The organism is Helicobacter sp. TUL, assembly GCF_002287135.1.
GTDB lineage: Bacteria > Campylobacterota > Campylobacteria > Campylobacterales > Helicobacteraceae > Helicobacter_F.
Genome location: NZ_NESU01000014.1, coordinates 24,644 through 51,541, shown reverse-complemented (window position 1 = coordinate 51,541; position 26,898 = coordinate 24,644). Strand labels below are relative to the sequence as shown.

Below are 26,898 nucleotides of genomic sequence, written 5' to 3'. Positions count from 1 at the left end.
TTAAGTGCAATAGAGCTTAAGAGTATAGGAAGATATGAGAGTTTCCAATACGCATAAAAAAAGAGTGAGCTAAGGACTAAAAAGATTTTAGCAAGAGCATAAGAATGTGAAAAAGAAAGGGCTTTAATAGTATGAAAGCCAAACCACACAATAGGTAAAAATACAAAGATAAAGATATAAGAGGAAAAGAGCATTATATTCCTTTGGGTAAGAATCTAACAAAAGGTTTCTAACAAGGCTCTGTCTTAAGGTTTTTGTTTAGGTTTGTTATTGCAATGTTAGGGGGTGATTGTAGCAGAAATTATCATAAAACACAATTTTGTGTAAAAAATTTGTGCAAAAAATAGCAGGGTAATTTTGAAAGCAATGTGTGGTTATAGACTAATAATGTTTTTTAAAGGTAAAAGGTGGGATAATTACGCCTCTTTTAGCTATTTTATGTGATCGCGTAGCTCAGTGGTAGAGCACTACCTTGACATGGTAGGGGTCGCTGGTTCAAGTCCAGTCGTGATCACCATATATTCTTATATCCGCTTATCTCTCTGTTATTGTGTTGTATTTATGTGTGTTTGTGGAATTCTAGCTTTTTACTTAGCATAAGCGTATTGTCTGTGTATTTAGCATAGAGTATATGCAAGGCATACATTTCCCCATTGCCTAATCGTGCAAATGGAAAGCGCGCATAATATATGTCTTGTTGTTCCTGCGTGGCGGTGCTAAAGTATGCGCGAATCTGCACACCTTTGATTTTGGCAATTTTTAGGGTATTTGTTGCAATCGTTACGCTTACATTTGGATATTGTGTGGCTAGTTGTATATGTAGTGTGCGTGGTTCGCTTTTGCATATGAGCGCATATTGTGTTGCATCAAAGGCATAAAAACAATTTGCACTATGAATATAAAAAGGTTGAGATATGTGTGAATCTTGTGTTGTTTGTGGCGTAGATTCTGTATGGGGTTGCAAAACGCTTAGACTCAATACATGTTGGCTATGCAAAAAGTCTCGTATCGCTTGGTGCATGTATCCCTCTAGTATATAGATTTTGGTATCAGAATCTTATGAGTTTGATACTTAGGCTTCTCCAAACCTTAGGGTTTGGAGATGTGAGAATTATTGAAATTCTGGCTTAGGTGTTTTGGCAGTAGAATCTGGAAGCATAGGGTATTCTACCTTTGGTTTGCGTCCTGTGAGGGATTGTAGGAAACTTGCAATTTTCTTTGCTTCTGTATCATCTATGTCTATGCCAAGTTGGATACTGCCCATTTCTTTGATAGCATCGGTGAGATTCCAAAACGCACCATTATGAAAATACGGAGCAGTTTGGGCGACATTGCGCAAAGTTGGGGCTTTGACTAATCCATCTTTGTTTCCTTTAAATCCGCCTAGTGATGAGAATTGATAATTTTTTACTACAGCAAATGGTTGCATACTACCGCCGAGATTTACACCAGTATGGCATGTCGCACACCCTTTGTCCAAAAAGATTGCTAAACCTTCTTTTTGCTCTTTGTTAAGTGCGTTGTTATCACCATTGAGAAAATCATCAAAAGGTGATGGGGTAATGAGTGTGCGTTCATACACGCCAATTGTTGAGGCAATGAGCTCAAAAGTAATTTTTGTATTTGCACCATAGGCTTTTTTGAATGCATCAACATACTCTGGAATAGACGTGATACGCTCAACAATAAGGTCTTTGGAAGCCGCCATTTCTACAGGATTTTGGATAGGTCCTTGCGCTTGATCGGCAAGATGTGCTGCGCGTCCATCCCAAAACTGAATCTCATTAAATACACTATTATACACGGTTGGAGAGTTTAGGTGTTGTCCATTGGGTTGCCATTTGTGTCCAATAGCAGCAGGCACAAGATCCGCGCCACCTAAGCCAAGATTGTGGCAAGTGTTGCAGGAGATGAGATTGCTTTTGGAGAGGCGAGGATCAAAATAAAGCATTTTGCCTAATTCTATTTTTTCTTTCGTGCTTTTGTTGCTTTTGGCATCAGGGGCAGTTTTTTCGATTAAGGCTTGGATTTGAGCCTGTGATTTTGGTATAGCTTGTATGCCATTATCTGTAGCCATTTTGCGCAGTGTTGCATCATTTGGTGTCGCAGCCAACGCAATAACAATGCTTGCGAGACCTAAACTTAGTTTTTTCATAAAAACTCCTTGATTTTAATTTTTCTAAATAAATAATTTTTTTATTTAGGATGCGTATTATTGGATAGTGTAGCTTAAGGTATTATAAAAATTATAGGAAAATCAAGGCTCTATGCGTGTAATTTTGCTTATATCGATATGGCAATAACCATTAGGATTTTTGAGTAAATATTTTTGGTGATAGGATTCTGCTGGATAGAAATTTTGTAAGAGCATAACTTCTGTAACGACTTCTTTTGTGTAAAGTGGTGCGATGTGTGTGGCGATAAATTCCCGAATCTGTGGCAAAATTGCTGCATTGTTTGTGTAGATTCCATTGCGATATTGTGTGCCAAAATCATGTGCTTGATAATTGAGCGCTGTTGGGTCAATCACAGCAAAAAATCGCCCCAATAGATTCTCTAAGCTTAGCACCTTGGGGTCATAGATGACATATAGTGCCTCAACTGCATTGGTACTATGTGAGCAGACTTGCTCATAGCTAGGATTTGGAATGAGTGAGTTCGCATAGCCTACTTGCGTTTCACATACTCCATCGATGAGATCAAAATATCGTTGCAATCCCCAAAAACAGCCACCAGCTAGGTAAATTTCTTCTTGTGTCATTGTAATATCCTTTGTCCTCGATTGCCAGAAAAAATCTCTGTTTGTATACCACAATTTCTTAGTTCCTCAAGACTGCCACAAAAGGCTATTTTTTTGTTTTCAAGCAAAATAAATCTATCCACACTATCTCGTATAGAATCTAAATCGTGAGTTACCATAACAATTGTGATATTAAGCATTTCTTTAAGCTGTAAGATAAGTGTATCAAAATTTTGGGCGCTTTTTGGATCAAGCCCGCTTGTGGGTTCATCAAGAAATAAAATATCAGGGCTTGTGATTAGGGCGCGTGCTAAGGCTGCGCGTTTTTTCATACCACCACTTAATGCGTATGGATATTTATAAATGCTTTGCAAGGGAAGACCTACGCGCTCACACCAAAATGCTGCAATTTCATTGATATTTTTTTGTGGGAGATTTCCGCGTTGCACAAGGGGCATACCGACATTATCTAGCACATTCATCGAGCTAAAAAGCGCCCCAAACTGAAACATAACGCTACATTTATCTAAAATCATGTGGCGTTTAGAATCTTCTAGTTCCCAAATATTGCGCCCAAAGATTGTGATTGTGCCACTTAGAGGCTTTTGGAGATAGATCATATTGCGTAAAAGCGTAGATTTGCCACTCCCACTTCCGCCTAATATACCAAAGATTTCACGTTTTCGGATACTAAAGTTAATGTCATCGTGTATCGTTATGCCTTGTGTGTATTGCGTGGTGAGGTGGCTAACTTCGATAATTTCTGACATTTAGATTCCTAAAGCGGTGGTAAGAAATGAGAATATGGCATTTATCACGATAATCCAAAAGATTGCATTGACAACACTTAGGGTTGTTTGTCTGCCTAGAGATTCTGTATCACCTTGCACCTTTAATCCTCTAAAGCACCCTACAAGTCCGATTGCCAAGCCAAAAAATGGTGCCTTGGCGATACCAACCCAAAAATTTGTGATTGCCACATATTCATAAAATCGCTCCCAATATTGTGTGAAACTTATTCCAGCCTGTAGATTTGTGGCAAGCATTCCAGCAAGCAAACTTATAATGTCTGAGAGAAACACCAACAAAGGCATTGTGATAACAAGGGCTAAGATTCTTGGTGTCACTAGAAAATCTATCACGCTAAAGCCCATAGTCTTAAGTGCGTCATTTTCTTCGTTTAGATTCATAACGCCAATTTGCGCACTAAAGCTTGAGGCAGATCGTCCTGCAATAACAAGCGCTAAAATAAATGGTCCTAATTCGCGCAAACAGAGTTTTGCTATGATTTCTACACTCATGATTGGCACACCCATTTTATCTAGCTGTATCACGCCTTGTAAGGCAATAGCATAGCTTACAATAAAACTTGTGGTAAGCACCACAGGCAAAGATTTTAGTCCAGATTCTGAAATATGGTAAAAAATAGAGGCGATTTTAAAGCGTCGTGGGTTTAGTAAGCTAAGCCCTAAGTAATACAATGCCATACCAAAAAAATGCAAAAAATCTAGTGCGTTTTGGACAAAATCCACCACCCATAAGCCTATGCTACTAAAAAAAGCAAACAAAGGAGAGGCTTTGTGCGTATCTTTGGGTAATGTGATAGAATGATTAAGCGTGGCAAAAATTTCTTTGGTGTGATGGTTTAGGTGGGTAAATGTGTAGGTTTTGTGTTCTAAAAGTGAGAGTAGGTAGGCACAAAATGCAAAATCCACAATGGGCTGTGTGCTAAAATCAATTTCTATATGTTGGGCTTTTTGGAGGGCTTTTTGGAGGGCGTGCAAGTCTTTTTTGGAAGTTGTATAGAGCCACTCTCCACTAAGCATAATACGTAGAGTAGGCGTGGATTGGAGGATTTGTATAGTATTCATGGGTATTTCTTTTGATAAATGTCTGGATAAAATACCTTAAAGCGTTTGTGAAACCAAAACCAACTGCTTGGGCTAGATTCTATGACGCGTTGTGTTATGTGTGCTTGGGCTTGTGTAGCTTCTAGGATATCTTGCGACATATTGTGGGAATTGTTTGCCCTGATTGGTTCATAGAATCTCACTTCATAGCGTGAATAGTCTTTGTTTGGATTAATAAAGACTGGCACGATATTAACGCCAAAACGGCGAGAAAGCACGGAGGCGATAGTCGTGTGCGTGGCTCTTTTGCCAAAAAATTCTACCTCAATACCTTCATGCAAACTTATATTTTGATCAACAAGGATTCCCACGAGGGCATTTTTTTGGGCATACATTTTGAGGAGATGTTTAAATGCACCTTTTTTATCTATCATACGCACCCCATTGCTTTCTCTGCGTTTGATAATCATATGATTGATAGATTCAAATTGCGTAAGTCTCCCAAGGGACGCCATTTGACACATACGATAGCGTGGTGGTAAGATCGTAGCCATTGCTTCCCAATAGCCAAAGTGTGCAGACACAAGCACCGCTCCGCCATCTTTGCCAATAGATTCTGTAATGTGGTGTTCATCGATAAACACAAAGCGTTTGGCGTATGTTTGTGGATTAAGATAGACTACACGAATACTCTCTAATAACACAAAGGCAAAGTTTTCATAACAACGGCGAATAATGGCGTGTTTTTTTTCATGGCTAAGTGTCTGCTGATAGACAAACTCAAGGTTTGCATACGCATCGTTGTATCGGCGTTTATCAAGGGCATAAAATATCCAAGCAAGTGCTTTTATATGCCACACAAAACATATATGTGGCATTTTGGCAAGATAGAATCCTAAAGCACCGCTGAGGATTTCAAGAAGCAAAATAGCAGGTTTTAGCATATAATATCCTTGTATTGTATGGAAAGAAGTTGCAGGGCTTGTTGTGCAATATCATCAGGTGCTATGTTATTGATTGAAAAATCTTGTTTGTCGTATGTGGGGTTGTCGCTACCGCTTAAGACAAGGTTGTGCTCCCCTAAAAGTTTGAATCTTTTGGCTGGGGTATTGCCATAGAGCGTAATAGACGCCCTTTTTAAAGCCCACGCAAGATGCGTGATGCCTGTGTCTCCTCCAATGACAAGATCCATATGCGTCACAAGGGCTTTGACTTCATCAAGATTGAGGTTATTTAGTGGTGTGATGATGTGTGAATCTTGCAATGTATCTAAGGATTGCATAATCTGTGTAGCCTTATGGGTGCTAGTGTGCGTGAGGAGAAAAATTTGGACTGATTGTAGGTGTTTGCATAGTATGCTGATAGCTTTGGCAAAAAGTATAGGATCATATGTTTTGGAAGGTAAAGAAGATTCTAAAATACATAAAATGCGAGGCTTACTCTGAAATTTAGTGCTAATGTGTGCAAGGGCTTGTGGCGTGTAAGCAAAAGAATCATTGGTGTGTGCAATCATATCATGCAGTGTAGGCTGTGGTTGGTGTGTGATATGCAAAAGTTCTTTGGCTTTGTGGAGAAGTAGCGCATTACGTTTTAGGATATTTTCTTGATATGGGATATGCACACGATGTGTATAAAAAAGTGCGCTTAGAGATTCTTTTGCTGATGTAAAGCCAAATCCTATAAAGCTATGTTTGTGGATAAATGCTCCTATAAGTGCGGATTTTATAAGTCCTTGCATATCGATAAGCAAGTCAAAGGCTGGGAGTTTTTTAAGTGTTTTAAGAAGGTGTAATTTTGGGCGTAAGGTTTGGTGTTTTAATGTGATGACTTCTAGTGAATCTATATAGGGTGAGTGTTCCAAAATAGCGCTAAATCGTGAATCTACAAACCAAGTGAGGTGGATTTGGTAGTATTGTTTGAGAGATTGCACAAAATCTGCCAAAAATGCCCCACTTACAATACAATCACCCAAGGCTGAGAGGCGGATAATACCTATGCGTAGAGTTTGTGTCATTTTGTGCCTTAGTGTATATGGATAGAGAGGCTTGAGATGGGTTTTTGTAAGCGAGATACATTTTCCTTAGCAAGATACAAAGAATGATTAGATTGAATATGCAAAGATGCGTGTTTATCATTTTGTTCCAAGGCTAGGGTTATATGTGTGCGTGTGTGCGGAGCTTTTGTAAGGCATTGGGCTAATCCCAAGATAAAGCTAAGCCACTGAATCTGTGAGAGTGGGGGCAGGGAATGTAGGGTCGGAGGGATTTTTGGAATCTTTTTATCGCTATATTCTATTAACAAAGCAATGAGTTCTCTCTGTGTATGGGAAAATCCATACTCCAATCCATTAAGTAGGATATACGCACCATGGAGATTTGTTTGATAAAAATTTAAAATGGTGCCAATAGGGCTAAGATATGCGGCGATTCCAAGTATATGGCGAAGTTCTGTAGGGCAATTATGTAGCACAGAGAGCGTATCAAAAAGATCTAGTACAAGGGATTTTAATTGATTTGCATATTTTGTTTGCAATAAAAACCGATCCTGTAAGCTTGCTACAGAAGGATTAAAGCCACTAGGGAATTGATAGCGTTGGTTGCGTAATAAATCCGCCAAAAACACGCCTTCTCGCACACCTACACCACTTGTGATGACATTTTTAGCGCCCAAATGCTCGAGAATACTTGCAAAAATCAGCACACCACTTGTAATGGTATCGATTCTATCTTGTGGAATAGGGAGATCTTGGAGTTTGTGTGCGGGTGAAGTAATGATTTTTTCAAAAAGTTTTTTATGCTCTTTAGGACTAAATTCATAGCCATGGATTCTGTTTAGTGGGTATTGCGTGTGTTTAATAAGCATTTTTGCCACTGCCCTAATGGTCCCACCTATGCCAAAAATAGTATCGTGTTGGTAGTGTTTTGGGATTTTGGCAAGTTCTTGATTGATGTAGGCTTTTGCGCCCTCAATGTCATTGCGCGTATCAAAAAATAATTCTTTGATACGAATTGTGCCTATATTCAGAGAGATAAGATCGATAATTTTACCATTTTGGATAAGTGCGCATTCTGTGCTACCACCGCCAATGTCAATGGTAATGCCATCTTTTTTATGCACCAAATTTGCACAAGCCACACCTCCATAAAATGCCTCTTTTTGTCCGTCTATGACTTTGATGTGGAGATTGCATTCTTTTTTGACACGCGTGAGGAATTCTTTGGCATTTGGGGCATCGCGTATCGCAGAAGTTGCTACGCAAAAAAGTTTAGTAGTTTTATAGCTTTTGGCTATATCCAAAAATTCTTTGAGCGCAAAAAGTGCGCGTTGCATAGGAATCTCTTGAAGTATACCACCATTTTCATAGCAGCCTTCAGAGATTCGCACCTTGGATTTTATTTCGTGGATTAAATGGAATCCAAAGCGACTAGTTTTGCGAAAGATTGCCATCCTCGCAGAGTTAGAACCAATGTCGATGACGCTGGTAACCTTGGCCATTATTCTGACCTTTTGAGTTGCTCGGATTTATAACGGAGTTCTTCAATATTTTCTATATTATCAGGATCTGGGACTATCGCATCTACTGGACATACTGGGATACAATTTGGCTCATCATAATACCCTATGCATTCTGTGCAACGATCAGGATCTATGACATAAAATGGATCATCTGCATCAATTGCTTCATTTGGGCACTCTTCCCTACACGCATCACAAGCAATGCATTCATCATTAATCATTAAAGCCATTTTTTCTCCTTAAAAAGTGTAAAGAGTGTTTTTAACTAAAAGCCTGTTAATTTTTCCTTAAAATGCCAAAAAAGACAAGTTTATGCAAGGTTTAGTTACAATAAGAATACAATTTAGACAAAGGGCTAGTAATGTTACGATGTGGAGTCGTGGGATATGGATATTGGGGCGTGAATGTTGCGCGCACACTTAGTGAGCTTAATGGCTTGGAGCTATATGCGTTATGCGAGATAGAATCTACGCGCACACAAAATGCCCTAAAGGCTTTTCCAGTTTTGCGAATATACCAAGATTTTGAGGATTTTTTAGGTGATGAAAACATTGAGTGTGTGTTTATCATTACCCCACCACACACGCACTTTGCCCTTGCAAAACAAGCTATAGAATCTAAAAAGCATGTTTTTGTTGAAAAACCACTTTGTATGAGCTATGCGGATTCACAAAGGCTTTATGATTTGGCACATAAACACAATGTTGTGCTTTTTTGTGATCATATATTTTTGCATGCACCAGCGGTGCAGTATCTCAAAACGCATATTCATGAATTTGGTAACATTGTCTCAATTACCGCGCGACGCATTAATTTAGGCTTATTTCAGAGTGCTACTGATGTCATATGGGATCTTGCAATCCATGATTTAAGTATTATTGATTATCTTGTGGGGCTTGATGTAAGGCGCGTGAGTGTTTTTAAGCAAAAATACTTGCACTATCCAAATGACGCCTTTGCGGTGCTTAACCTTGAGCTTAGCGATGGTATTGTTGTAATGATTAATGTCTCGTGGCTCTCACCAATCAAGGTTCGCGAGATGAGTATTGGTGGAAGTAAGCAAACTGCAATCTATGATGAAACACGCGCAGATAAGCTTAGAATCTATACAAGCGGTGTGGTGCTTGAAGAAAATCTACAAACTGATACCTTGCATCAAATAATGGTGAAATATCGCTTAGGCGAGGTGCAATCGCCACATCTTTCTAAAGAATTAGCCTTGCACAGAAGTATCAAGGCATTTGTGCATTTAGTGCATGCAAAGCGCAATACAAAGCGCAATACAAGCGCTCAAATTGCTCGTTGCATGGATACAGACACAAGTGAATCTATAATACTATCTTGGGGAGAAGGGGAATATCGCGACCATACATTGCGTGTTATGGCTGTGTTGGAGCGTTTGGATCGTGCGCATTAGGTTGCGTGTCGTGTGTCTTGCGCAAAAGCTTGTTTAATCCATTGCTATTGTGGCAGTCGATATAGATTGTGTAATCAAAAGGTGGAGTGGGCGTAAAATCATCAAAGATAAGCTGAAATTCATCGCTTTGATTTGGTTGGAGTTGTAGAGGAATGGTTTGCTTATAATGTTTTTTTGGATACACGCGGCTAAGAGGCTTTAAAAGCCCATCGTGTAAAATATCTACGCTAACTTCGCATGTAATAAATGGCGCAAAGCCTGTGTTTGTAACTTTGGCTTGGATAAAAAATGCGTTGATATATTCAAGGCGTTTGCTTTGCAAGATGTGTATGTCTGTTTTGTAAAGAAAGTGTTGCATACAAAATTGCAATAAAAATGGCGCACCCACAAAGAGTATAAAACTGAGAAAAAAGAAAAATTTTGAGATAAACTTGCGTCCTCTTAGCAATAATCCAAGCATAAAAAAAAGAACAAAAATAATAAACAATGCACCCATAAGCCCAATTTCATAAAATGCAAAGGTATCAAAAAAATCTTGTATGAGTGTTATGTAATCTTGCATAATTTAGCTTTGGCGGGAGTTTTTCTCCTCAATCCCGCTTATTCCCTCTCTTCTTTGGAGTTCTTGATAGATTCTATCAGGACTAATGCCATAGAGTCCAAGCCCAACGAGCGTATGATAGATTAAGTCACTGCATTCATAAATAATCTCTTCTTCCTTAGCGTCTTTGAGAGCAAAAGTGAATTCTCCAGCCTCTTCGATGATTTTTTTGCAAATGGTGTTGATTCCTTTGGCATATAATGAGGCAGTATAAGAAGTTTTTGGGTTATCTCCACGCTTTTGCAAAATAGTGTGATATAGTGAATCAACAATCCCATAAAGCTTTGTTGTGTCTATGAGTGGTGCTTGTTCTTGTAAGGTTGTAGAATCTAGTGAATCTAAGGTCGTAAAAAAGCAGCTTTTTGCTCCCGTATGACACGCCACACCCACTTGTCGCACCATAAAAAGCAAGGTATCGCGATCGCAATCAAGCTTTATAGATTCTATATGTTGGTAATGTCCGCTTTGCTCTCCCTTTTTCCAAATGCGTTGCTTGGATCGCGAGAAATAATGCGCCATTTTGCTTGTAAGACTTAGGCTTAATGACTCTTGGTTGCTATAGGCTAACATTAGCACAGATTGATCATCTATACTTTGGACAATTGTAGGGATTAGGGGCGATTTTTCCCAATCAATGGTATGAAGGATTTGTGAGAGTGAAGCGCTATTAGCTTGGCTTAACTCTTTGGAATCTTGTGGGGTATTTGTCGTGGGTTGCAAACTCTGCGCAGCGGGCTTCATCTATTGTGCGCCCACTGTGCTTTGTCGTTTGCTTTTAGAATCCACCCAAATATTGGGCACAGAACCACCTGGTGCTAGGAAAATTTGTGCATTCGTATTTTCTTTGAGCGCTTCGTTAAACTTGCCTTGGACTTCGATTTGTCGCAATTCTAAAAGGCGTTGGCTTAGGCTATCAGCAATAAGTTTGTTAGCTTGAGATTGTGCCTTAGCTTCGATTGTGATTGCATCTGCCACACCTTGTGCTTTTACACGATTTGCATCCGCCTCACCTTTGGCAAGTGCAGCCACTTTTTCGGCTTCTTGTTTTGCTCTATCCACTTCATATCGCACTCGTTCAGCTTCTTGTCTAGCGACTTGGACTTGCTCAATTTGAGCCTTGATTTTTTCTGGCAATACAATTTCGCGTAGTTGCACAGAAGTAAGCGTTACAGGATCATTTTTAAACTTACGAATCTCTGTCTCCATATTGATAGCAATTTCTTTGGCGATATCATCACGCTTGGTTGGCAATTCTTCTGCCGGATAGCGTCCTACGACACTTCGCACGACATCACGCACGACAGGATTGATGATCTTTTGTTCCCATGAGATTCCATACACAGCGATAGTGAGCGGAGCATTGGCATCATTTAGCTGATATTGGACGGTAAGCTCGATAGAAACCGTAAGTCCTCTTGAATCTAACACACTAATAGCATCGTTTCTAAAGATACCTTGGTTTTTGGCTATAGCGCCCATATCTTCTGTGCGTGAAAAGTTTATTGTTCGCACGCGTGTATCAACAACAATCACTTCTTGAAAAAATGGGATAAAAAAATGCAAACCAGGTTGCAGTGGTGTAGGCTCATATTTACCTGTAGTCGCTTTGATCCCAACTTCACCGGAATTAATAATAACAAATGGGCGCTCAATAATAAGGATTAAGATAATGGCTACTAAAATAATGAGAATAGCAAGTTTTTTACCACTAGGTAAAAAATTACCAATATTGTCAAAATTATTCCCACCACCAAAAGGTGGTTTATTGTTATTATCATTGCGCTTTGGTTCAGGGCGCTTGTTATTGTTCATTTGTGCACGTTTGTTCTTGAGGTGTTCGTTAAGATCAATTGGCATAAGAATCCTTTTTAGATAAATGTGAGATATTTTCTATATTTTTGACTTTTACCTTGCACGATAGCAAAAAATTCCTCTTGGAGTCTTTTGGTGATAGGACCAGCTTTGCCCTCACCAATGACGCGCCAATCTAATTCTCGAATAGGTGTAATTTCTGCAGCTGTTCCGGTAAAAAATGCCTCATCAGCAATATACACTTCATCGCGAGAGATTCTGCGTTGCTCGAGTGGAATACCAAGATCTTTGGCAAGTTCCACAACGGTGGCTTGTGTGATAGATTCTAGACTATTGTCATGTGGAGGAGTGATAAGCACACCATCGCGCACGATAAAAAAGCACTCACCGCTTCCTTCGGCTATGAATCCATTATCATCAAGGAGCAATGCTTCCTCGCACCCTGCGCTTATGGCTTCATATTTTGCCATTTGAGAATTGAGGTAACCACCAGCAGATTTTGCTTTACCCATATGAGATTTTGTAGAGCTACGGGTAAAGGAGCTTGTTTTGACTTTGATACCATATTTGAGTGCATCATCACCCAAATACGCACCCCATTCCCAAGCAGCAATAGCGACATTTACTGGCGCATGGACATGATAGAGTCCCATTACTCCATAACCTAAATAGATAAGCGGTCGGATATACACATTAGCTTTGTAATCATCTTTGTTAGCGCGCAAAAGCTCAATTTGTGCATTTTCAAGTTCTGTTTGTGTATAAGGGCTTTTGATGCACACAATCTTAGCTGAATTTAAGAGACGCCTTGTGTGGTCTTGCAAACGAAAAATCGCCAAACCTTCTGGCGTCATGTAAGCCCTTGTGCCTTCAAACACAGCATTTCCATAATGCAGAGTGTGTGTGAGGATATGTGTGGTGGCTTCTGCCCAAGGGATTAACTTACCATCTTTCCAAATGTATTGTGCTTCCTTTAGCATCATATGCTCCTTAAGTTTGAAATCAAATCACTATAGCATTTAGACACAAATACTAAGTAATGTGCCCAATGTTGCACACAGAATCCAAAAACCCAAAAGATAAGTAATCTTATCGTTTAGAGAATTGTGGCGATCTTCTTGCTTTTTTCTTGCCGTATTTTTTGCGTTCTACCACTCTAGAATCTCTAGTGAGTAAGCCTTTTGGCTTCAAAATTGCACGGAATGCGATGTCATAATTGTTAAGTGCCTTTGAGATACCATGCCGCAATGCTTCAGCTTGTGCAGAATACCCACCACCAAGAGTGTGAGCGATAATATCTACAGATTTTTCTTGCTTTGTCAAGATAAGTGGTTGCATAACTTTCATTTTGATTGCTTCGTGCCCACCAAGCCAATCATTGAGGCTTTGTCCATTGATAGTAAGTTTGCCACTGCCATTTTGTAGCCATACTTTTGCGACTGCTGTTTTTCTTTTTCCTGTTGCATATACTTTTGCCATGATTATTTTCCTTTAGCTACTTTGGTTGATTTGCTAACTTGAGCGTTATGAGGGTGCTCACTGCCTTTATAGACTTTGAGTTTTTTTAACATTGCTCTACCAAGTTTTGTTTTTGGGAGCATACCACGCACCGCAAGGTGAAAAAGTTTTTCTGGAGATTTTTGTAGCATTTCTTCAAGTGTTTTGCTTTTTGTGCTCCCAAAATAACCAGAATGTGTGAAATACTCTTTATCCTTGAGTTTCATACCAGTAAATTTTACCTCTGTGGCATTGATGATCACAACAAAATCACCACAATCAATATTTGGCGTGAAACAAGGTTTGTGTTTCCCTCGGAGAAGTGTGGCTGCTTGTGTTATAAGACGACCAAAGACTTGATCCTTTGCATCAAGCACAACCCATTGACGATTGATATCATCTCGTGTTGCTATTTTTGTAAGTTCCATAGTAGAATCCTTGCTAACTTAAGTGTTTTAGAGGTGCGCATTATAAGGGCTTTATTATTAAATATAGCTTAAATTAATGTATTTATAAGCTTTAAACATACACTATGGAGTTTATATATTATTTAATATAGTTTTAAGCTCTCTGGCTTTGTGCTATAATGTTCTTTGTTTTATAAAGTTTTAAGAAAAGCTTGTGTTCTTTAAAAGAAGATTCTATAAATCATAGCCTTTGGATACCATTAAATGGGCTTTATGTAAGGGCTTCTTTAAAGAATCTAGCTTTATCAGATTAAAAGGAGGTGGAGACAAACGATTTGAGTTGAATATGCCTTTTGTTTTGAATATTGTATGAAACATAACTTTATTTTAGAGGAGGAAATATGCAAACAAATGTAAGCCGTCGTAGTTTTATAAAAAGCGCAGCAATTGCTTCAGCCGCATCCGCTGCTGGATTGGGTGTGCCAAGCACATTGCTAGCAGAATCTAATACTGCTCAAAAATCTTGGAAATGGGATAAGGCAGTGTGTAGATTCTGTGGGACTGGGTGTGGGATTATGGTTGCTACCAAAGATGGACAGATTGTTGCTGTCAAGGGAGATCCAGAAGCACCTGTCAATAGAGGTATAAACTGCATTAAAGGATATTTTTGTGCCAAGATTATGTATGGGCAAGATCGTCTTACGCAGCCTCTTTTGCGCGTAAATGCAAAAGGTGAATTTGATAAAAAAGGAAAGTTTGCTCCAGTAAGTTGGAAACGAGCTTTTGATGAAATGGAAAAGCAATTTAGAAAAGCGTATGAAGAGCTTGGACCAACAGGCGTGGCTATTTTGGGTAGTGGGCAATACACTGTGCAAGAGGGCTATGCTTCTGTGAAGTTGATGAAAGCAGGATTTAGATCCAATAATATTGATCCTAATGCAAGACATTGTATGGCAAGTGCCGTGGTAGGATTTATGCAAACTTTTGGTGTAGATGAGCCATCGGGTTGCTATGATGATATTGAACTTACCGATACAATTGTAACTTGGGGCGCAAATATGGCAGAAATGCACCCTATTTTGTGGAGTCGCGTAACAGATCGCAAGCTCTCAAACCCCAATAAAGTAAAGATTATCAATCTCTCTACTTTTACAAATAGGACTTCAGATATTGCAGATATCGAGATCATCTTTAAGCCACAAACCGATCTAGCGATTTGGAATTTCATCGCGCGTGAGATTGTGTATAACAAACCAGAATCTATTGACAAGGAATTTGTCAAAAATTACTGCACATTTAGCACAGGGTATGTGAATATCGGTTATGGTATGCGTGATAATCCTGATCACAAAAGCTTTTTGCCTCAAGAAAAGGAAATTGTAGCCAAGCAAGTGAGCAAGGTGCTTAGCGACAATGAGGGTATTACGCTACAATATTTAGGGCTTAAAGCCGGTGATACGCTCACAAACGATAAGGCAAAAGAAGCCGATACACATTGGGAAATTGGTTTTGATGATTTCAAAAAAGCCCTAGATCCTTATACACTTGATTTTGTAGCTAATCTTGCCAAAGGTGATGAAACTGAAAGCCTTGATTCGTTTAAGGCAAAACTCCAACAGCTTGCAGATTATTACACACAAAAAGACAGAAAAGTAGTAAGCTTTTGGACTATGGGCTTTAACCAACATCAAAGAGGCACTTGGGTAAATGAGCAAAGCTATATGGTGCATATGTTGCTTGGCAAACAAGCTAAGCCCGGTAGTGGTGCATTTTCACTCACAGGACAACCTAGCGCATGTGGAACAGCGCGTGAAGTAGGGACATTCTCTCATAGATTACCTGCGGATATGGTTGTGGCAAATCCAAAGCACCGAGAGATTTCTGAAAAAATATGGAATCTTCCTGCGGGCACGCTTAATGGTAAGCCAGGCTATCCATTCTTAGATGTTATGCGAGCGCTAGAGGATCAAAAAGTAAAATGGGTGTGGGTGCAAGTCAATAACCCATGGCAAAACACCGCAAATGCTAATCATTGGATTAAAGCAGCACGAGAGCTTGATAATTTTATTGTTGTGAGTGATAGTTATCCGGGTATTAGCGCTAAAGTCGCTGACCTCATTTTGCCTTCGGCAATGATTTATGAAAAATGGGGTGCTTATGGTAATGCTGAAAGACGCACACAGCATTGGAAACAACAAGTATTGCCACAAGGGAATGCAATGAGTGATACTTGGCAGGTGTTGGAATTTTCAAAACGCTTCAAGCTCAAAGAAGTGTGGAGCAAAGAATATGAAGATTTGGGGCTTAAAAATGTATTGCCGCAAGTCCAAGCATTGGGGTATAGCGAAGATTCTACGCTTTTTGATGTGCTATTTGCTAATGCTAGAGCCAAAAAGTTTAGCAGCAAAGATTCTATGCTTAAAAACGAGCTTAATTCTGAAGTGTTTGGAGATAGCCGAAATGTCGTTGGTAGCGATGATGAGGTTTTTGCAGGCTATGATTTCTTTGTGCAAAAATATTTGTGGGAAGAATATAGGCTCTTTGGTCTTGGACACGGACATGATTTAGCAGAATTTGATGTATATCACAAAGTGCGTGGATTGCGTTGGCCTGTAGTTGATGGCAAAGAAACACAATGGCGCTTTAATGCCAAATACGATCCATATGCGCGAAAATATGGTAATGGTAAGGACTTTGCCTTTTATGGCAATAAAGAAGCCTCACTTTTGCAAGGTGATTTGAGTAAGCCCGGTAGTGAGAAAAAACCTATCACAAATAGGGCAAAAATATTCTTCCGTCCGTATATGGATCCTTGCGAAATGCCAGATAAAGAATATCCTATGTGGCTTTCAACTGGTAGGGTGCTTGAGCATTGGCATAGTGGGACTATGACTATGAGGGTGCCGGAGTTATTCCGTGCTGTGCCTGAAGCACTTTGTTATATGAATGAAGATGACGCCAAAGATAAGGGCTTTAAAGCAGGTGAGCATGTGTGGGTAGAATCTCGCAGAGGTAAAGTAAAAGCACGCGTGGATATAAATGGTAGAAACAGACCGCCAAAAGGCTTGGTGTATGTGCCTTGGTTTGATGAAAATGTTTTCATCAATAAAGTATGTCTTGATGCTACTTGCCCACTTTCTAAGCAAACAGACTTTAAAAAGTGTGCTGTGAAGGTGTATAAGGCGTAGTCTTATGGATTTGCAACGTAGAAAGGCTGTGGGCTCTATTTTACAAACAATGGGGCTTGTGGCTATGGGCGGCTTGGTGTGGAGCGCATATGTTTTTGAATCTAAGGCAAATCCTTTGGGACTTTATCCACCTGGTGCGCGTGATAACTTTGTAAATACATGTATAAAATGTGGGCTTTGCGTGGAGGCTTGTCCGTATTATACGCTTAAGCTTTCTCAAGAAGGCTTGAAAGGCTTGCCAATTTTTGTGCCACGCGAGATTCCATGTTTTATGTGTGAGGATATTCCTTGTGTTAGGGCATGTCCTACAGAAGCGCTTGATAAGAATCTTGTCAGCACAAATGGTGCGCTTGATATTACAAAGGCGCGTATGGGTGTAGCTGTGGTTGATACACTAAATTGCATTGCGTATGCCGGGATTCAGTGTGATGCGTGTTATCGCGCATGTCCTTTGATAGATAAGGCAATTTATCTTGAATACAAGGCTAATGAACGCACAGGTAAGCATTCTATGATTTTGCCTATGGTGGCAAATGATGTATGCACAGGATGTGGAAAATGTGAGAAAGCCTGTGTGACAGATATTGCGTCTATTAGGGTTTTGCCTAGAGATTCTGTGTTAGGAAAAATGGGGACCAACTATATTAAAGGTTGGGAGGAGAGTGATGAAATGCGCTTAGAATCTGCACCGACTAAAAAGCTCCAAAATAACAAAAAGCAAAATCTTGAGTACCTCAATGGAGAACTATAATGTGGTTGAAAAAACACAGATTTTTACTTTTGCGTAGATTCACACAAATAGGAATCTTGATCTTGTTTTTTGTCGCAAATTGCTCATTTGTCTTTATCGATGGCGCCAAACATTTTGTAACACAGGGGGATCTTAGTGCATTTGAGAGTGGTGAGAGAAATCTTGCTATAGCGCACAACAAGCACGATGTATTGCCCTTTGGGATTTTAGAGGGGAATTTGAGTGGATCAAAAATTTTAGAAACTATCCCTATGAGTGATCCTTTGGCATTTTTACAAATCTTTTTAGCTGGTGGAGCTATTAGTATGGATTTGTTACTTGGTGTGCTTGTGGTGATATTGGTGTATGGATTGTTTTTGGGTCGTGGATATTGTGCGTTTGTCTGTCCTATCAATATGGTAAGTGATTTGGCAAACTTTTTGCGTAGAAAACTACATATCGAAAATGTAAGATTTTTAGCAATTTCGCGCAAGGCAAAATTTGGAGTTTTGTTTTTAAGCCTTTTACTCTCGCTTGTCTTTGGGGTCTTGGCATGGGAGAGTATCAGCCCTATTTCTATGTTGCATCGTGGTGTCGTGTTTGGTATGGGTGTAGGATTTTTTGGGGTTTTGGGTGTATTTTTGTTTGATTTGTTTGTGCTAAAAAATGGCTTTTGCGGACATATATGCCCTCTAGGCGCAGTGTATGGGTTAATCGGATCAAAGGCTATGCTTAGTGTTAGACATAATGTGCAAAATTGCACCAAATGTATGGATTGTGTCAGAATCTGCCCAGAGAATCAAGTCTTGCGTATGGTTGGTAAATACAGCGCGCCGGTATCTGATATGGCATGTATCAAATGTGGTCGTTGTATTGAAGTATGCAATGACAATGCACTAGGTTTTAGTATTTTAGATTATCAAAAAGGAGAGAAAAAATGAAAACAGCGTTGGTATACAAAGCAATAGCAGTGGCTTTTGGGATAAGTATGTTGTTTGTGGGTTGTGGTGAAAGCAAGGGCGATAAGCAAACAGCAGGTGTTGATGAGACACAGATTGGATTGCGCACAGCACCACTTGAAAGCGAGAATGTGAATCTTGTTGATTATACATTTAGCACCAAGGCAGCCGGAGAGAGTGAGAAAATTGAGCGATCTTTTGAAAACGCACCACCTCTTATTCCGCACGATATAGAGGGTATGCTTCCTATCACACAGCAAGATAACACATGTCTTGGTTGTCACGATAGAGAAATAGCTGAAAGCGTAGGTGCTACTCCTGTGCCAACATCTCATATCTATGATTTGCGCACAATGAAGCAAGTAGAGAGTGGTGTAGCTGATGCACGCTATAACTGCACACAATGTCATGTGCCACAAGCACAAACAAAACCTTTGGTGGAAAACACTTTTAGTCCGGAATTTAGTAGCGAGTCTCAAAAACACCAATCAAATTTACTTGATGTGTTAAATCAGGGAGTGAAATAGATTTCGTGAAGTTGCTAAGATATGTTCTCATAGTGTGTGTTATGTGTGTGAGTGCATACGCCAAAGTGTTGCCCTCACGCATTATAGATACACACACAGAGATAACTTCTATGCAACAAAGTAATGGGAAATTGTATGTTTGCACTTCACAAGGTGAGGTGCAAGTGTATGCGCTTGATACTTTGAAATTTTTACAACGCATAGATATACCTAGTTATACGGATTTGTTTGGTTTTGTGTTTCGCCCAAAGGTGTTTAACACCGATGTCAATGCCAACGCAGAGATTCTTATCGTTGCAGCAGGGGCGAATGGAAGTCGGAGTCTGTATGTATATGCCAATGAGAATCTGCAGGTTTTGCTAGAGGGTATGAGCATTGCCAAGGCATTATGGGTTAGTCAAACTCAAGTGCTTGTGGCACTCATGAGTCACGAAATTTTGCTTTTTGATACACAGCAAAAAAAGATTCTCTATCAAACGCAAGTTACACAAGCAAGCTTTAGCGATATGGTTTATAATGCACATGATCATATCGTATATACCACTGGAGAATCTGGTGTAGTGTATGCAATAGATCCAAGTAATGGCAAGATTTTAGGGCATTATGATATGATTAATAAAGATAAGATTTTTGCCCTTGGTTTTGGAGGGGACAGCCTTGTGGGTGCTGGGCAAGACAAGCGACTTAGTATTTATAGATTCCAAAATGGTAGCAAGTTATTAGATTCTGCAATGGTGCGATCAGAATTTTTGATTTATGCTGCAGGAATAGATACAAAGGGCGAATATATCGGATATATGAGTGATGAAAATGGCAGTGTGCAGATTCTGCGTGCCAAAGATAAAAAGCCTCTTGTAGTCTTAGAGGGTATTGTAGGGGTTGTAAATAGCATCATCTTTTATGGAACAAATGTGTTTATAAGTTGTGATGATAGCAAGATTTATGTGTTTAATTTACAAGGAGTGTTATGAATATTTCAAGCATAATAGTGCGTGCAAAGCGTGATGACTGGGAGAATCTATTACAAGAAATTGGCAAGATTGCATATAGTGAAGTAGCGCTAGAGGACAAAGAAAAGGGCGTTATCATCGTAACCATAGAGGCTCCTGATACAAATTCAGACATACAATCACTAAAGCAAATAGGCACCTTAAAAGGTGTGCTTAGTGCGGATATGCACCTAAGTTATACGCAGGATTTAGAGGAGTGCAAACTCGATATGAATGAAATTGCTGAACTCATTGATACAAAGCCTATTGCTGAAGTGAGATATTCCGGAGATGTCAATAATCTTTTGAAATAACTATTTATGCGCGAGAGTATGTGTGGTGCTATCTATGGAGTGGAAAAATTTCGCAAGGAGTTTGTGCAGTGTCGCAAATTCCTCATCACTAAGGGTGTGTAGCAATTCTCTTTCGTGCTGAAGCGTCGCAGAAAAGATTTTTTTGGCTTGTTTTTTGCCCTCTGGAGTGATTATTATGAGATTTTCTTTGCGATTAGTGGGATTTTTTTGTCTTTGTAATAATCCTCTTTGTTCGAGGTCATCGATAAAAAATCGAGTCGTGTTTTTGTCAATCTCCACGATGTTGGCAATTTCTGTTTGGGAAAGCTGTGTATCCATCGCAATAAAAAGTATGCCTACCTCTCTGCCATCAGTAAAACCAAATTGTGCCAAAACCATTTCTCTAAAATGAGTTTTTGCAGCACATACAAGTTTTTGACAAAGAAAAAAGATTGATTCCTCAAACATTCAATAAGCCCTTTTTATGATAGTAATACAAAATTTTAGTATAAAAATATTATTTTACTATAAATATGTAATGGAAATCAAGATATGAGAGTTTGGCTCTTGTGTCAATTGTGGGCTTATGGTAGTGTGCTTAGAATCATAGTGCCTTGAGGCTTTGTGCAAGTTTTTGAATGCGTTCATTGAGCTCATCAAAATCTTTTGCATCATCAAGGTAGCTGAAAAACTCATTTTTTAGAATCTGCAGATTCTTAAACGTATCTATGGCTTTTTGCCCTTCTTGTGTGATTTGTGTGCCGCTATCTTTGCCTCCACCCGCATTTGAAATAACTAGCGGATTTGGTGCGGAGAGTTTGTTGGCTATGTCTATGCTATCCCACGCTGCTTTATAACTCATTTTCATTTGTTTTGCAGCTTTGGCTATCGAACCACTAGCTTTGATACGCTCAAGCAATTCGATTCTGCCAGCTCCTAGATAATTTTTAGAATCTTTTGTGATCCAAAATCGAGAATCTATCTTCATACCCAACCCTCGCACTACTTTTTAGTATAACACCACATACACCACGCGTGGTCCATGCACACCAAACACCGTTTGTAATTCAATATCAGCGGTGCGTGAAGGACCTGCGACAAAGATAATATTTGTTGGCAAAATCTCGCTTCCACTGCGATTTTTCTCATATGTCTTGATACATTCAATACCAGCATAGAGATTTTCCACTATATGCTCTTTTTTGAGTAGATAAATGCAATTATTGGTGATAAGTGAAGAAAGTCTAGGAGCTTGTGGATTAGCGCTTAGCCCCACAATGCCTAGATTTGCTACACCACATCGTGCTTCCACGATAGAAGTATCAATCCCAAATAATTCCCCACGCATAGAATCTACGCTTTGTGTATAAGGGATAAATTTGGCTTCCATACCCTTAAAGTCTAATGACACATCAGTGTTATACAACACTTCTTTAGCCTTGACTTCTCCAAGGATTTCTGCGATTGTAGATTCTAGAGTATCAAGATTAGTTTCATGCACGATAGCCTTATTATTGCTTTGATTGAGTTTGTATTCTTCCAAAAGTTCCTTATGCGTGTAATTCATAGGGTTAGCATACTGCACCTTTGGGCTTGGAATATGTGTATTAATTTTAAGAGAATCTCGCACACGCCCTAAAATATCTGCCTTACTCATAAATTACTCCTTGCATTTGAGATACTTTTTTGTGGAGATTGCCATTGATTTTTGGGAATTCACGATACTTCACCCAATTTTTTAGCAATGGCATAAAGGGTGCAAATACCTTGCCAAGCGGCGCAAAGATATTTGCCATAGTGAGCGCAAATCGCCATTTATTAGGGCTTGTTGCCAAAGTGGCAAATTGACTCATCGCCTTGATTTCAGCAGGATTTTGTGTGCTTGAATCTGTGCCTACCACACTTTTTCGCCCTTGCCCTACGCGCTCACTTCGCAAATCTCTAATAAGCTCTGCAAGAGGGATTTTCACAGGGCATACTTCAGAGCAGCGCCCACACAATGAGCATAAATCCAGCATAGGACTAAATTTGTTTAATCCAAAAAGTTGGGGTGAAATCACCTCACCAATAGGACCAGGATAGGTGCTAAGATAAGCGTGTCCGCCGATTTTGTCATACACAGGGCAATGATTAAGGCAAGTGCCACATCGAATACAGCTTAATGCGCGGTAATAATGCGAATCGCTAAGCATTTGTGAGCGATTGTTGTCAAGCAAAATAATATGCACTTCCTTTGGTCCATCAAGTTCGCCTTCTTTGCGAGGGGAAGTGATGATATTGTTATAGCAAGTTACTACCGCACCTGTAGCAGAAGGAATAAGTAAGGCATTAAGTGTAGAGGCATCTTCAAAGCTTTCAATCACTTTTTCAATCCCACAAAACGCAATGTGAATATCACAAGCTGTGGTGCTCATACGCCCATTTCCTTCATTTTCTAAGAGCCAAATTGCTCCCTCATTGGCGATAGCAAAATTCACGCCACTAAGTCCGAGTTTGAATTCTTGGAATTCTCTGCGTAAATGCGTGCGCGCAATTTCATTAAGTTTTTCAGGTTCAGATTCAAGTGGTGCACCGAGTTTTTGATGAAAAATTTCGCCAATTTGATAGCGATTTTTGTGGATCGCAGGTGCGACAATATGCACAGGTGGCTCATCAATGAGTTGGATAATAATCTCACCCAAATCCGTCTCAATAGGTTCTAATCCTTTGGCTTTGAGAAAAGCATTGAGGTGCGTTTCCTCACTCGCCATAGACTTACCTTTGAGAATCTTGGTGATATGGTTTTTTTGCATTACCTCAAGCACGATATTGTTAGCTTCCTCACTATTTTTTGCCCAATGCACAATAAAGCCATTTTTACGCGCATTAGATTCAAAAGTTTCTAGCAATACATCAAGCTTGGAGAGATTTTTTTGTTTAATTTCTTTGCCTTTTTCTCGCAATACTTCCCAATCCAAAAAACGCGTAGCAATAAGCTTTTTGCGATTGCCTTTTAGTGTATCCATAACGCTTAGAAGGTTTTTGCGTAATTGTGCATCTTCAAGTTTAGTATGTATCACATCGTGGTATTGCTGTTTGATATTTGCACTCATTTTTTTCTCCTTATAATCCGATTCGTTGTGCAAGGAAGTCATACAAATGCATTGGCTTGATATCTACACCTTGCTTTTTCATCGCACCAGAGATATTGAGTAAACACCCAGAATCTGCACTCAAAAGGTATTCTACGCCTCTTGATGTTATATCTTGCACTTTTTGGGTAACCATGGCATTAGAAATTTCAGGCTCCTTAACGCTAAAAGTTCCACCAAATCCACAGCACTCTTCCTCACGCTCTAGCTCGATTAATTCCACATTGCTAAGGCTTCTTATAAGATTTTTTGCAGAATTAATACATTTTGCTACGCGCAATGCGTGGCAGTTGCTATGCCAAGTTACTTTAGTAGGTGCTCCTTTGTCTTCATAGCACACCTTTAAGACATTATCTAAAAACTCACTTAACTCATAGATTCTGCTACTAAAATCTCTTGCTTGAGATTCATATGGTGTGCCTTCAAAAAGCTCGATATAATCTACTTTCATCATTCCTGCACACGATCCACTTGGCAGAATAATAGGCTCACTACCTTTAAATAGATTCATATTATATAGGGCAACTTTTTTGGTTTCCTCATAATATCCGGAGTTAAAACTAGGTTGCCCACAACAGGTTTGATCTTTTTTGAAGACTACTTCAACACCTTCTTTTTGTAAGAGTTTTATGCTATTGACACAAGTGTCAGCAAAAGCTGCTGCACCAATACAAGTCGAGAAAAAATATACTTTCAAGATTTGCTCCTTGTTTTGGATTATCATAAAATTTGTGTGCGTATAATATCCCAATCCTGCTTAAGTAATTGCGAATAGCGTATTTTCCTTGTGAAATTTATTAAGTCTTGTTTCAAAATTACATTTTTTGACAGATTTTCGTGGTTTTTTGGCATATTGGCATATTGCTTTTAGAAAAAACTTGTTAAACTATCGCACTTAAGCAGTATCTATAGATAATGTTTTTGTGAGATTTAATTTTATTGTGTATGGAGGTTTTTATGGAAACTCAAGTTGTTGAGTGGGCGCAAAATTATAATCCACTGAATAATATGTGGCTTAGTGCGCTTGTAGCATTTTTGCCTATTGCGATGTTTTTTATTTCGCTTGTTGTATTTAAGACAAAGGGACATACAGCAGGGTTTTTGACCGTTGTGTTAGCAGCTATTCTTGCGGTGTTTGTATTTGGTATGCCTTTTGATAAAATGCTTTGGAGTTTTGTATATGGAGGGCTTTATGGAGTATGGCCTATCGCTTGGATTATTGTTGCAGCGATTTTTCTCTACAAGCTCACAGTAAAATCAGGTTATTTTGATATTTTGCGTGAATCCATTATCGCTATCACACCCGATCAAAGATTGCAAGTGATTTTGATTGGTTTTTGTTTTGGTGCATTCTTGGAGGGTGCTATTGGCTTTGGTGGTCCTGTGGCTATTACTGCAGCATTGCTTGTGGGTATGGGCTTAAGACCATTATATGCAGCAGGATTGTGTCTCATCGCAAACACAGCACCTGTTGCTTTTGGTGCGGTGGGGATTCCAATTACTGCTATGGCAGGTGTTGTTGGAATACCTGCAATTGAGATTTCTTCTGTCGCGGGACATATGCTTCCACCTCTTTCTTTGTTTGTGCCTTTTTTCCTAGTCTTTTTGATGAATGGTATTAAAGGCGTGAAAGAAACGTGGCCAGCACTTTTTGTTGCAGGATTTAGTTTTGCTCTAGTGCAATATCTCACTGCAACACATCTTGGACCAGAATTACCAGATATTGCCTCAGCAGTTGTTTCTATTGCGGCTACAACAATCTTTTTGAAATTTTGGCAACCAAAAAATACTTTTACATTCGATACAGAGATAGGTGGCAAACAAACATTAGAAGCAAAGACATATTCTGCGGCACAAATTACTCTTGCGTGGATACCTTTTGTTATTTTGATTGCAATGATTATTATTTGGACGCAAGGTTGGTTTAAAGATGCTTTAGCTTTTACAACTGTGAAATTTAGTTTTGATGGGTTAAATGGATTGACCCAAGTGCCTCCAGCCGTTAATGAAGCAAAAGCAGTTAATGCTGTGTTTTCATTACCACTTGTCTTAAACGCAGGGACTTCAATTTTTATCACTGCTCTTATTACTATGGTGCTATTAAAAGTAAAAGTTTCTACCGCGATAGCAACATTTGGTGAAACATTGCGTGAAATGAAATTTGCACTTTTAACTATTACATTGGTGGTAGGTTTTGCATATGTTTCAAACTATAGTGGATTGTCCGCAACTCTCGCTTTAGCTTTGGCGGAAACAGGAAATGCCTTTGCATTTTTCTCACCTATCGTAGGTTGGCTTGGTGTATTCCTCACAGGTAGTGATACAAGCTCTAACTTACTCTTTGGGACATTGCAACAACTCACCGCTAGACAATTGGGCTTACCAGAAGTCTTATTCCTTGCAGCGAACTCTGTGGGTGGTGTCGTAGGGAAAATGATTTCTCCACAAAGTATCGCTATTGCGTGTGCAGCAGTGGGATTGGTAGGCAAAGAATCTGATCTCTTTAGATTCACAATCAAATACTCTATTATTCTTGTGATAGGTATTGGTATCTTCACATATGCTCTTGCGTTTTGGATACCTTGGGCGATTCCTATGGGACAGGCGTAGTGTAATTGCAAGATATGTGCATAGTGAGGTTTTGTAGGCGATATATACAAATAGGATTGCTAAGTCTTGTGCTTAGCTCATCCTTTTTGTCCCTGCAAGCAAAAAGTGGGTTTGAAATTTTTGGCGATGCGATGCAAGTATTGCCCTTTATCACAATGACGTATAGTTATGCTATAGATGATTTTGATGGTGTGAAACAACAGGCGCTAGGATCCGCAGTAACTTTTGCTAGCACACATGTCATCAAACAAGGTTTTGTTATTCTCTCGCGATCAGATTCTGAACTTGCAAGTATTTCTCAGCGTCCAAATAATGGCAGTTATAATGGCTTCCCTTCCGGACATACTTCTTTTGCGTTTTCTGCTGTAGGATTTGCACATAAACGCTATGGTTGGAAATTTTCTGTGCCATTAGGCGTTGTAGCCACGCTTACAGGTGTTTCTCGTGTGTATGCACAACGCCATACGACAGAGCAAGTTGTCGCAGGTGCTGTTTTGGGTTTTTTTGTTTCATATGCATTTGCCCAAAAACTTCAAGCTCACGATGCCACCCTTGCTGTTGGCATTACTCCTCATAATGGTTATACACTCAATATATATAAGCGTTTTTAAAAGTTGGAATATTTTTTGCT

29 protein-coding genes, 1 tRNA gene and 1 pseudogene are annotated in these 26,898 nt (G+C 39.4%); 10 read left to right on the top strand and 21 right to left on the bottom strand.

Annotated features, from left to right (window positions below):
* Window positions 1-194 (bottom strand): annotated as a pseudogene (locus tag B9T66_RS09035) (MBOAT family O-acyltransferase); the annotation flags it as partial.
* A 248-nt stretch (window positions 195-442) separates the two neighbouring features.
* Between B9T66_RS09035 and B9T66_RS07110 the strand changes: the two are divergent.
* A tRNA-Val gene (locus B9T66_RS07110) sits at window positions 443-517 on the top strand.
* A gap of 42 nt (window positions 518-559) precedes the next feature.
* Here the strand turns inward: B9T66_RS07110 and B9T66_RS07105 are convergent.
* From B9T66_RS07105 to B9T66_RS07065, 9 genes are all read right to left on the bottom strand, one after another.
* The gene (locus B9T66_RS07105) at window positions 560-1,021 is read right to left on the bottom strand and encodes a hypothetical protein (protein ID WP_095628282.1); all 462 of its coding nucleotides are present in this window, start codon (window positions 1,019-1,021) and stop codon (window positions 560-562) included.
* Window positions 1,022-1,111: 90 nt separating this feature from the next.
* Window positions 1,112-2,155: a cytochrome-c peroxidase gene (locus B9T66_RS07100; RefSeq protein ID WP_095628281.1), complete on the bottom strand. Its 1,044-nt coding sequence runs from the start codon at window positions 2,153-2,155 to the stop codon at window positions 1,112-1,114.
* Between the two features lie 102 nt (window positions 2,156-2,257).
* Complete coding sequence (gene msrA / locus B9T66_RS07095) at window positions 2,258-2,761, bottom strand: peptide-methionine (S)-S-oxide reductase MsrA (protein ID WP_095628280.1); 504 nt, start codon at window positions 2,759-2,761, stop codon at window positions 2,258-2,260.
* Window positions 2,758-3,510: an ABC transporter ATP-binding protein gene (locus B9T66_RS07090; RefSeq protein ID WP_095628279.1), complete on the bottom strand. Its 753-nt coding sequence runs from the start codon at window positions 3,508-3,510 to the stop codon at window positions 2,758-2,760. The genes msrA and B9T66_RS07090 overlap by 4 nt, the downstream gene beginning before the upstream one ends.
* A complete protein-coding gene (locus tag B9T66_RS07085) occupies window positions 3,511-4,611 on the bottom strand; it encodes an MlaE family ABC transporter permease (protein ID WP_257874649.1) in 1,101 nt (366 codons plus the stop codon).
* The gene (locus B9T66_RS07080; RefSeq protein ID WP_095628278.1) at window positions 4,608-5,534 is read right to left on the bottom strand and encodes a lipid A biosynthesis lauroyl acyltransferase; all 927 of its coding nucleotides are present in this window, start codon (window positions 5,532-5,534) and stop codon (window positions 4,608-4,610) included. The genes B9T66_RS07085 and B9T66_RS07080 overlap by 4 nt, the downstream gene beginning before the upstream one ends.
* On the bottom strand, window positions 5,528-6,604 hold the full coding sequence (gene waaC / locus B9T66_RS07075) for a lipopolysaccharide heptosyltransferase I (protein ID WP_095628277.1): 1,077 nt from the start codon (window positions 6,602-6,604) through the stop codon (window positions 5,528-5,530). The genes B9T66_RS07080 and waaC overlap by 7 nt, the downstream gene beginning before the upstream one ends.
* 8 nt (window positions 6,605-6,612) lie before the next feature.
* Window positions 6,613-8,085, bottom strand: coding sequence for a Ppx/GppA phosphatase family protein (locus B9T66_RS07070; protein ID WP_095628276.1), 1,473 nt, complete (start codon window positions 8,083-8,085; stop codon window positions 6,613-6,615).
* Window positions 8,085-8,336: a YfhL family 4Fe-4S dicluster ferredoxin gene (locus tag B9T66_RS07065; protein ID WP_095628275.1), complete on the bottom strand. Its 252-nt coding sequence runs from the start codon at window positions 8,334-8,336 to the stop codon at window positions 8,085-8,087. The genes B9T66_RS07070 and B9T66_RS07065 overlap by 1 nt, the downstream gene beginning before the upstream one ends.
* Before the next feature lie 131 nt (window positions 8,337-8,467).
* On the opposite strand from B9T66_RS07065, the gene B9T66_RS07060 reads away from it, so the two are divergent.
* A complete protein-coding gene (locus B9T66_RS07060) occupies window positions 8,468-9,523 on the top strand; it encodes a Gfo/Idh/MocA family protein (protein WP_095628274.1) in 1,056 nt (351 codons plus the stop codon).
* Here the strand turns inward: B9T66_RS07060 and B9T66_RS07055 are convergent.
* The 6 genes from B9T66_RS07055 to rplM form a co-directional block, all read right to left on the bottom strand.
* The gene (locus B9T66_RS07055) at window positions 9,486-10,085 is read right to left on the bottom strand and encodes a DUF2393 family protein (RefSeq protein ID WP_095628273.1); all 600 of its coding nucleotides are present in this window, start codon (window positions 10,083-10,085) and stop codon (window positions 9,486-9,488) included. The two genes, B9T66_RS07060 and B9T66_RS07055, sit on opposite strands and share 38 nt — an antisense overlap.
* A 3-nt stretch (window positions 10,086-10,088) precedes the next feature.
* Window positions 10,089-10,865 (bottom strand): bifunctional phosphoribosyl-AMP cyclohydrolase/phosphoribosyl-ATP diphosphatase HisIE, encoded by a 777-nt coding sequence (hisIE, locus tag B9T66_RS07050; RefSeq protein WP_095628272.1) that lies wholly within the window; start codon window positions 10,863-10,865, stop codon window positions 10,089-10,091.
* Entirely contained in the window at window positions 10,866-11,981 is a 1,116-nt protein-coding gene (locus tag B9T66_RS07045; protein ID WP_095628271.1) for a prohibitin family protein, read from the bottom strand. It abuts the gene before it with no gap.
* 11 nt (window positions 11,982-11,992) lie between these two features.
* A complete protein-coding gene (locus B9T66_RS07040; protein ID WP_095628270.1) occupies window positions 11,993-12,916 on the bottom strand; it encodes a branched-chain amino acid transaminase in 924 nt (307 codons plus the stop codon).
* A 109-nt stretch (window positions 12,917-13,025) separates the two neighbouring features.
* Window positions 13,026-13,415 carry a 30S ribosomal protein S9 gene (gene rpsI, locus B9T66_RS07035; protein ID WP_095628269.1) on the bottom strand — a complete coding sequence of 130 codons (390 nt, stop codon included), beginning with the start codon at window positions 13,413-13,415 and terminating at the stop codon, window positions 13,026-13,028.
* A 2-nt stretch (window positions 13,416-13,417) separates the two neighbouring features.
* Complete coding sequence (gene rplM, locus B9T66_RS07030) at window positions 13,418-13,861, bottom strand: 50S ribosomal protein L13 (RefSeq protein ID WP_095628268.1); 444 nt, start codon at window positions 13,859-13,861, stop codon at window positions 13,418-13,420.
* Window positions 13,862-14,241: 380 nt separating this feature from the next.
* On the opposite strand from rplM, the gene napA reads away from it, so the two are divergent.
* The 6 genes from napA to B9T66_RS07000 are packed head-to-tail and all read left to right on the top strand — an operon-like array spanning window position 14,242 to window position 20,547.
* Window positions 14,242-17,028, top strand: coding sequence for a nitrate reductase catalytic subunit NapA (gene napA, locus B9T66_RS07025; protein WP_095628267.1), 2,787 nt, complete (start codon window positions 14,242-14,244; stop codon window positions 17,026-17,028).
* A 4-nt stretch (window positions 17,029-17,032) separates the two neighbouring features.
* Window positions 17,033-17,779: a ferredoxin-type protein NapG gene (gene napG / locus B9T66_RS07020; RefSeq protein ID WP_095628266.1), complete on the top strand. Its 747-nt coding sequence runs from the start codon at window positions 17,033-17,035 to the stop codon at window positions 17,777-17,779.
* Window positions 17,779-18,699, top strand: coding sequence for a quinol dehydrogenase ferredoxin subunit NapH (napH, locus tag B9T66_RS07015; RefSeq protein ID WP_095628265.1), 921 nt, complete (start codon window positions 17,779-17,781; stop codon window positions 18,697-18,699). The genes napG and napH overlap by 1 nt, the downstream gene beginning before the upstream one ends.
* Before the next feature lie 8 nt (window positions 18,700-18,707).
* On the top strand, window positions 18,708-19,244 hold the full coding sequence (locus B9T66_RS07010; protein ID WP_374220130.1) for a nitrate reductase cytochrome c-type subunit: 537 nt from the start codon (window positions 18,708-18,710) through the stop codon (window positions 19,242-19,244).
* 5 nt (window positions 19,245-19,249) lie between these two features.
* Window positions 19,250-20,215 (top strand): hypothetical protein, encoded by a 966-nt coding sequence (locus B9T66_RS07005; protein WP_143429117.1) that lies wholly within the window; start codon window positions 19,250-19,252, stop codon window positions 20,213-20,215.
* On the top strand, window positions 20,212-20,547 hold the full coding sequence (locus B9T66_RS07000; RefSeq protein ID WP_095628263.1) for a chaperone NapD: 336 nt from the start codon (window positions 20,212-20,214) through the stop codon (window positions 20,545-20,547). Before B9T66_RS07005 ends, B9T66_RS07000 begins: the two co-directional genes overlap by 4 nt.
* On the opposite strand, the gene B9T66_RS06995 is transcribed toward B9T66_RS07000, so the two are convergent.
* From B9T66_RS06995 to B9T66_RS06975, 5 genes are all read right to left on the bottom strand, one after another.
* A complete protein-coding gene (locus tag B9T66_RS06995) occupies window positions 20,548-20,994 on the bottom strand; it encodes a MarR family winged helix-turn-helix transcriptional regulator (protein ID WP_095628262.1) in 447 nt (148 codons plus the stop codon).
* A 136-nt stretch (window positions 20,995-21,130) separates the two neighbouring features.
* Window positions 21,131-21,514, bottom strand: a complete 384-nt coding sequence (locus tag B9T66_RS06990) for a winged helix-turn-helix domain-containing protein (RefSeq protein WP_095628261.1) — start codon at window positions 21,512-21,514, stop codon at window positions 21,131-21,133.
* Window positions 21,515-21,535: 21 nt separating this feature from the next.
* Window positions 21,536-22,183, bottom strand: a complete 648-nt coding sequence (locus tag B9T66_RS06985; protein WP_095628260.1) for a LutC/YkgG family protein — start codon at window positions 22,181-22,183, stop codon at window positions 21,536-21,538.
* A complete protein-coding gene (locus B9T66_RS06980; protein WP_095628259.1) occupies window positions 22,176-23,618 on the bottom strand; it encodes a LutB/LldF family L-lactate oxidation iron-sulfur protein in 1,443 nt (480 codons plus the stop codon). Before B9T66_RS06980 ends, B9T66_RS06985 begins: the two co-directional genes overlap by 8 nt.
* A gap of 10 nt (window positions 23,619-23,628) precedes the next feature.
* Window positions 23,629-24,354, bottom strand: coding sequence for a (Fe-S)-binding protein (locus B9T66_RS06975; RefSeq protein WP_095628258.1), 726 nt, complete (start codon window positions 24,352-24,354; stop codon window positions 23,629-23,631).
* A 260-nt stretch (window positions 24,355-24,614) separates the two neighbouring features.
* On the opposite strand from B9T66_RS06975, the gene B9T66_RS06970 reads away from it, so the two are divergent.
* Together B9T66_RS06970 and B9T66_RS06965 are read left to right on the top strand one after the other, a co-directional pair.
* Window positions 24,615-26,267: an L-lactate permease gene (locus B9T66_RS06970; protein ID WP_095628257.1), complete on the top strand. Its 1,653-nt coding sequence runs from the start codon at window positions 24,615-24,617 to the stop codon at window positions 26,265-26,267.
* Window positions 26,268-26,335: 68 nt separating this feature from the next.
* A complete protein-coding gene (locus B9T66_RS06965) occupies window positions 26,336-26,878 on the top strand; it encodes a phosphatase PAP2 family protein (RefSeq protein ID WP_257874647.1) in 543 nt (180 codons plus the stop codon).
* The last annotated feature ends 20 nt before the right edge of the window (window positions 26,879-26,898 follow it).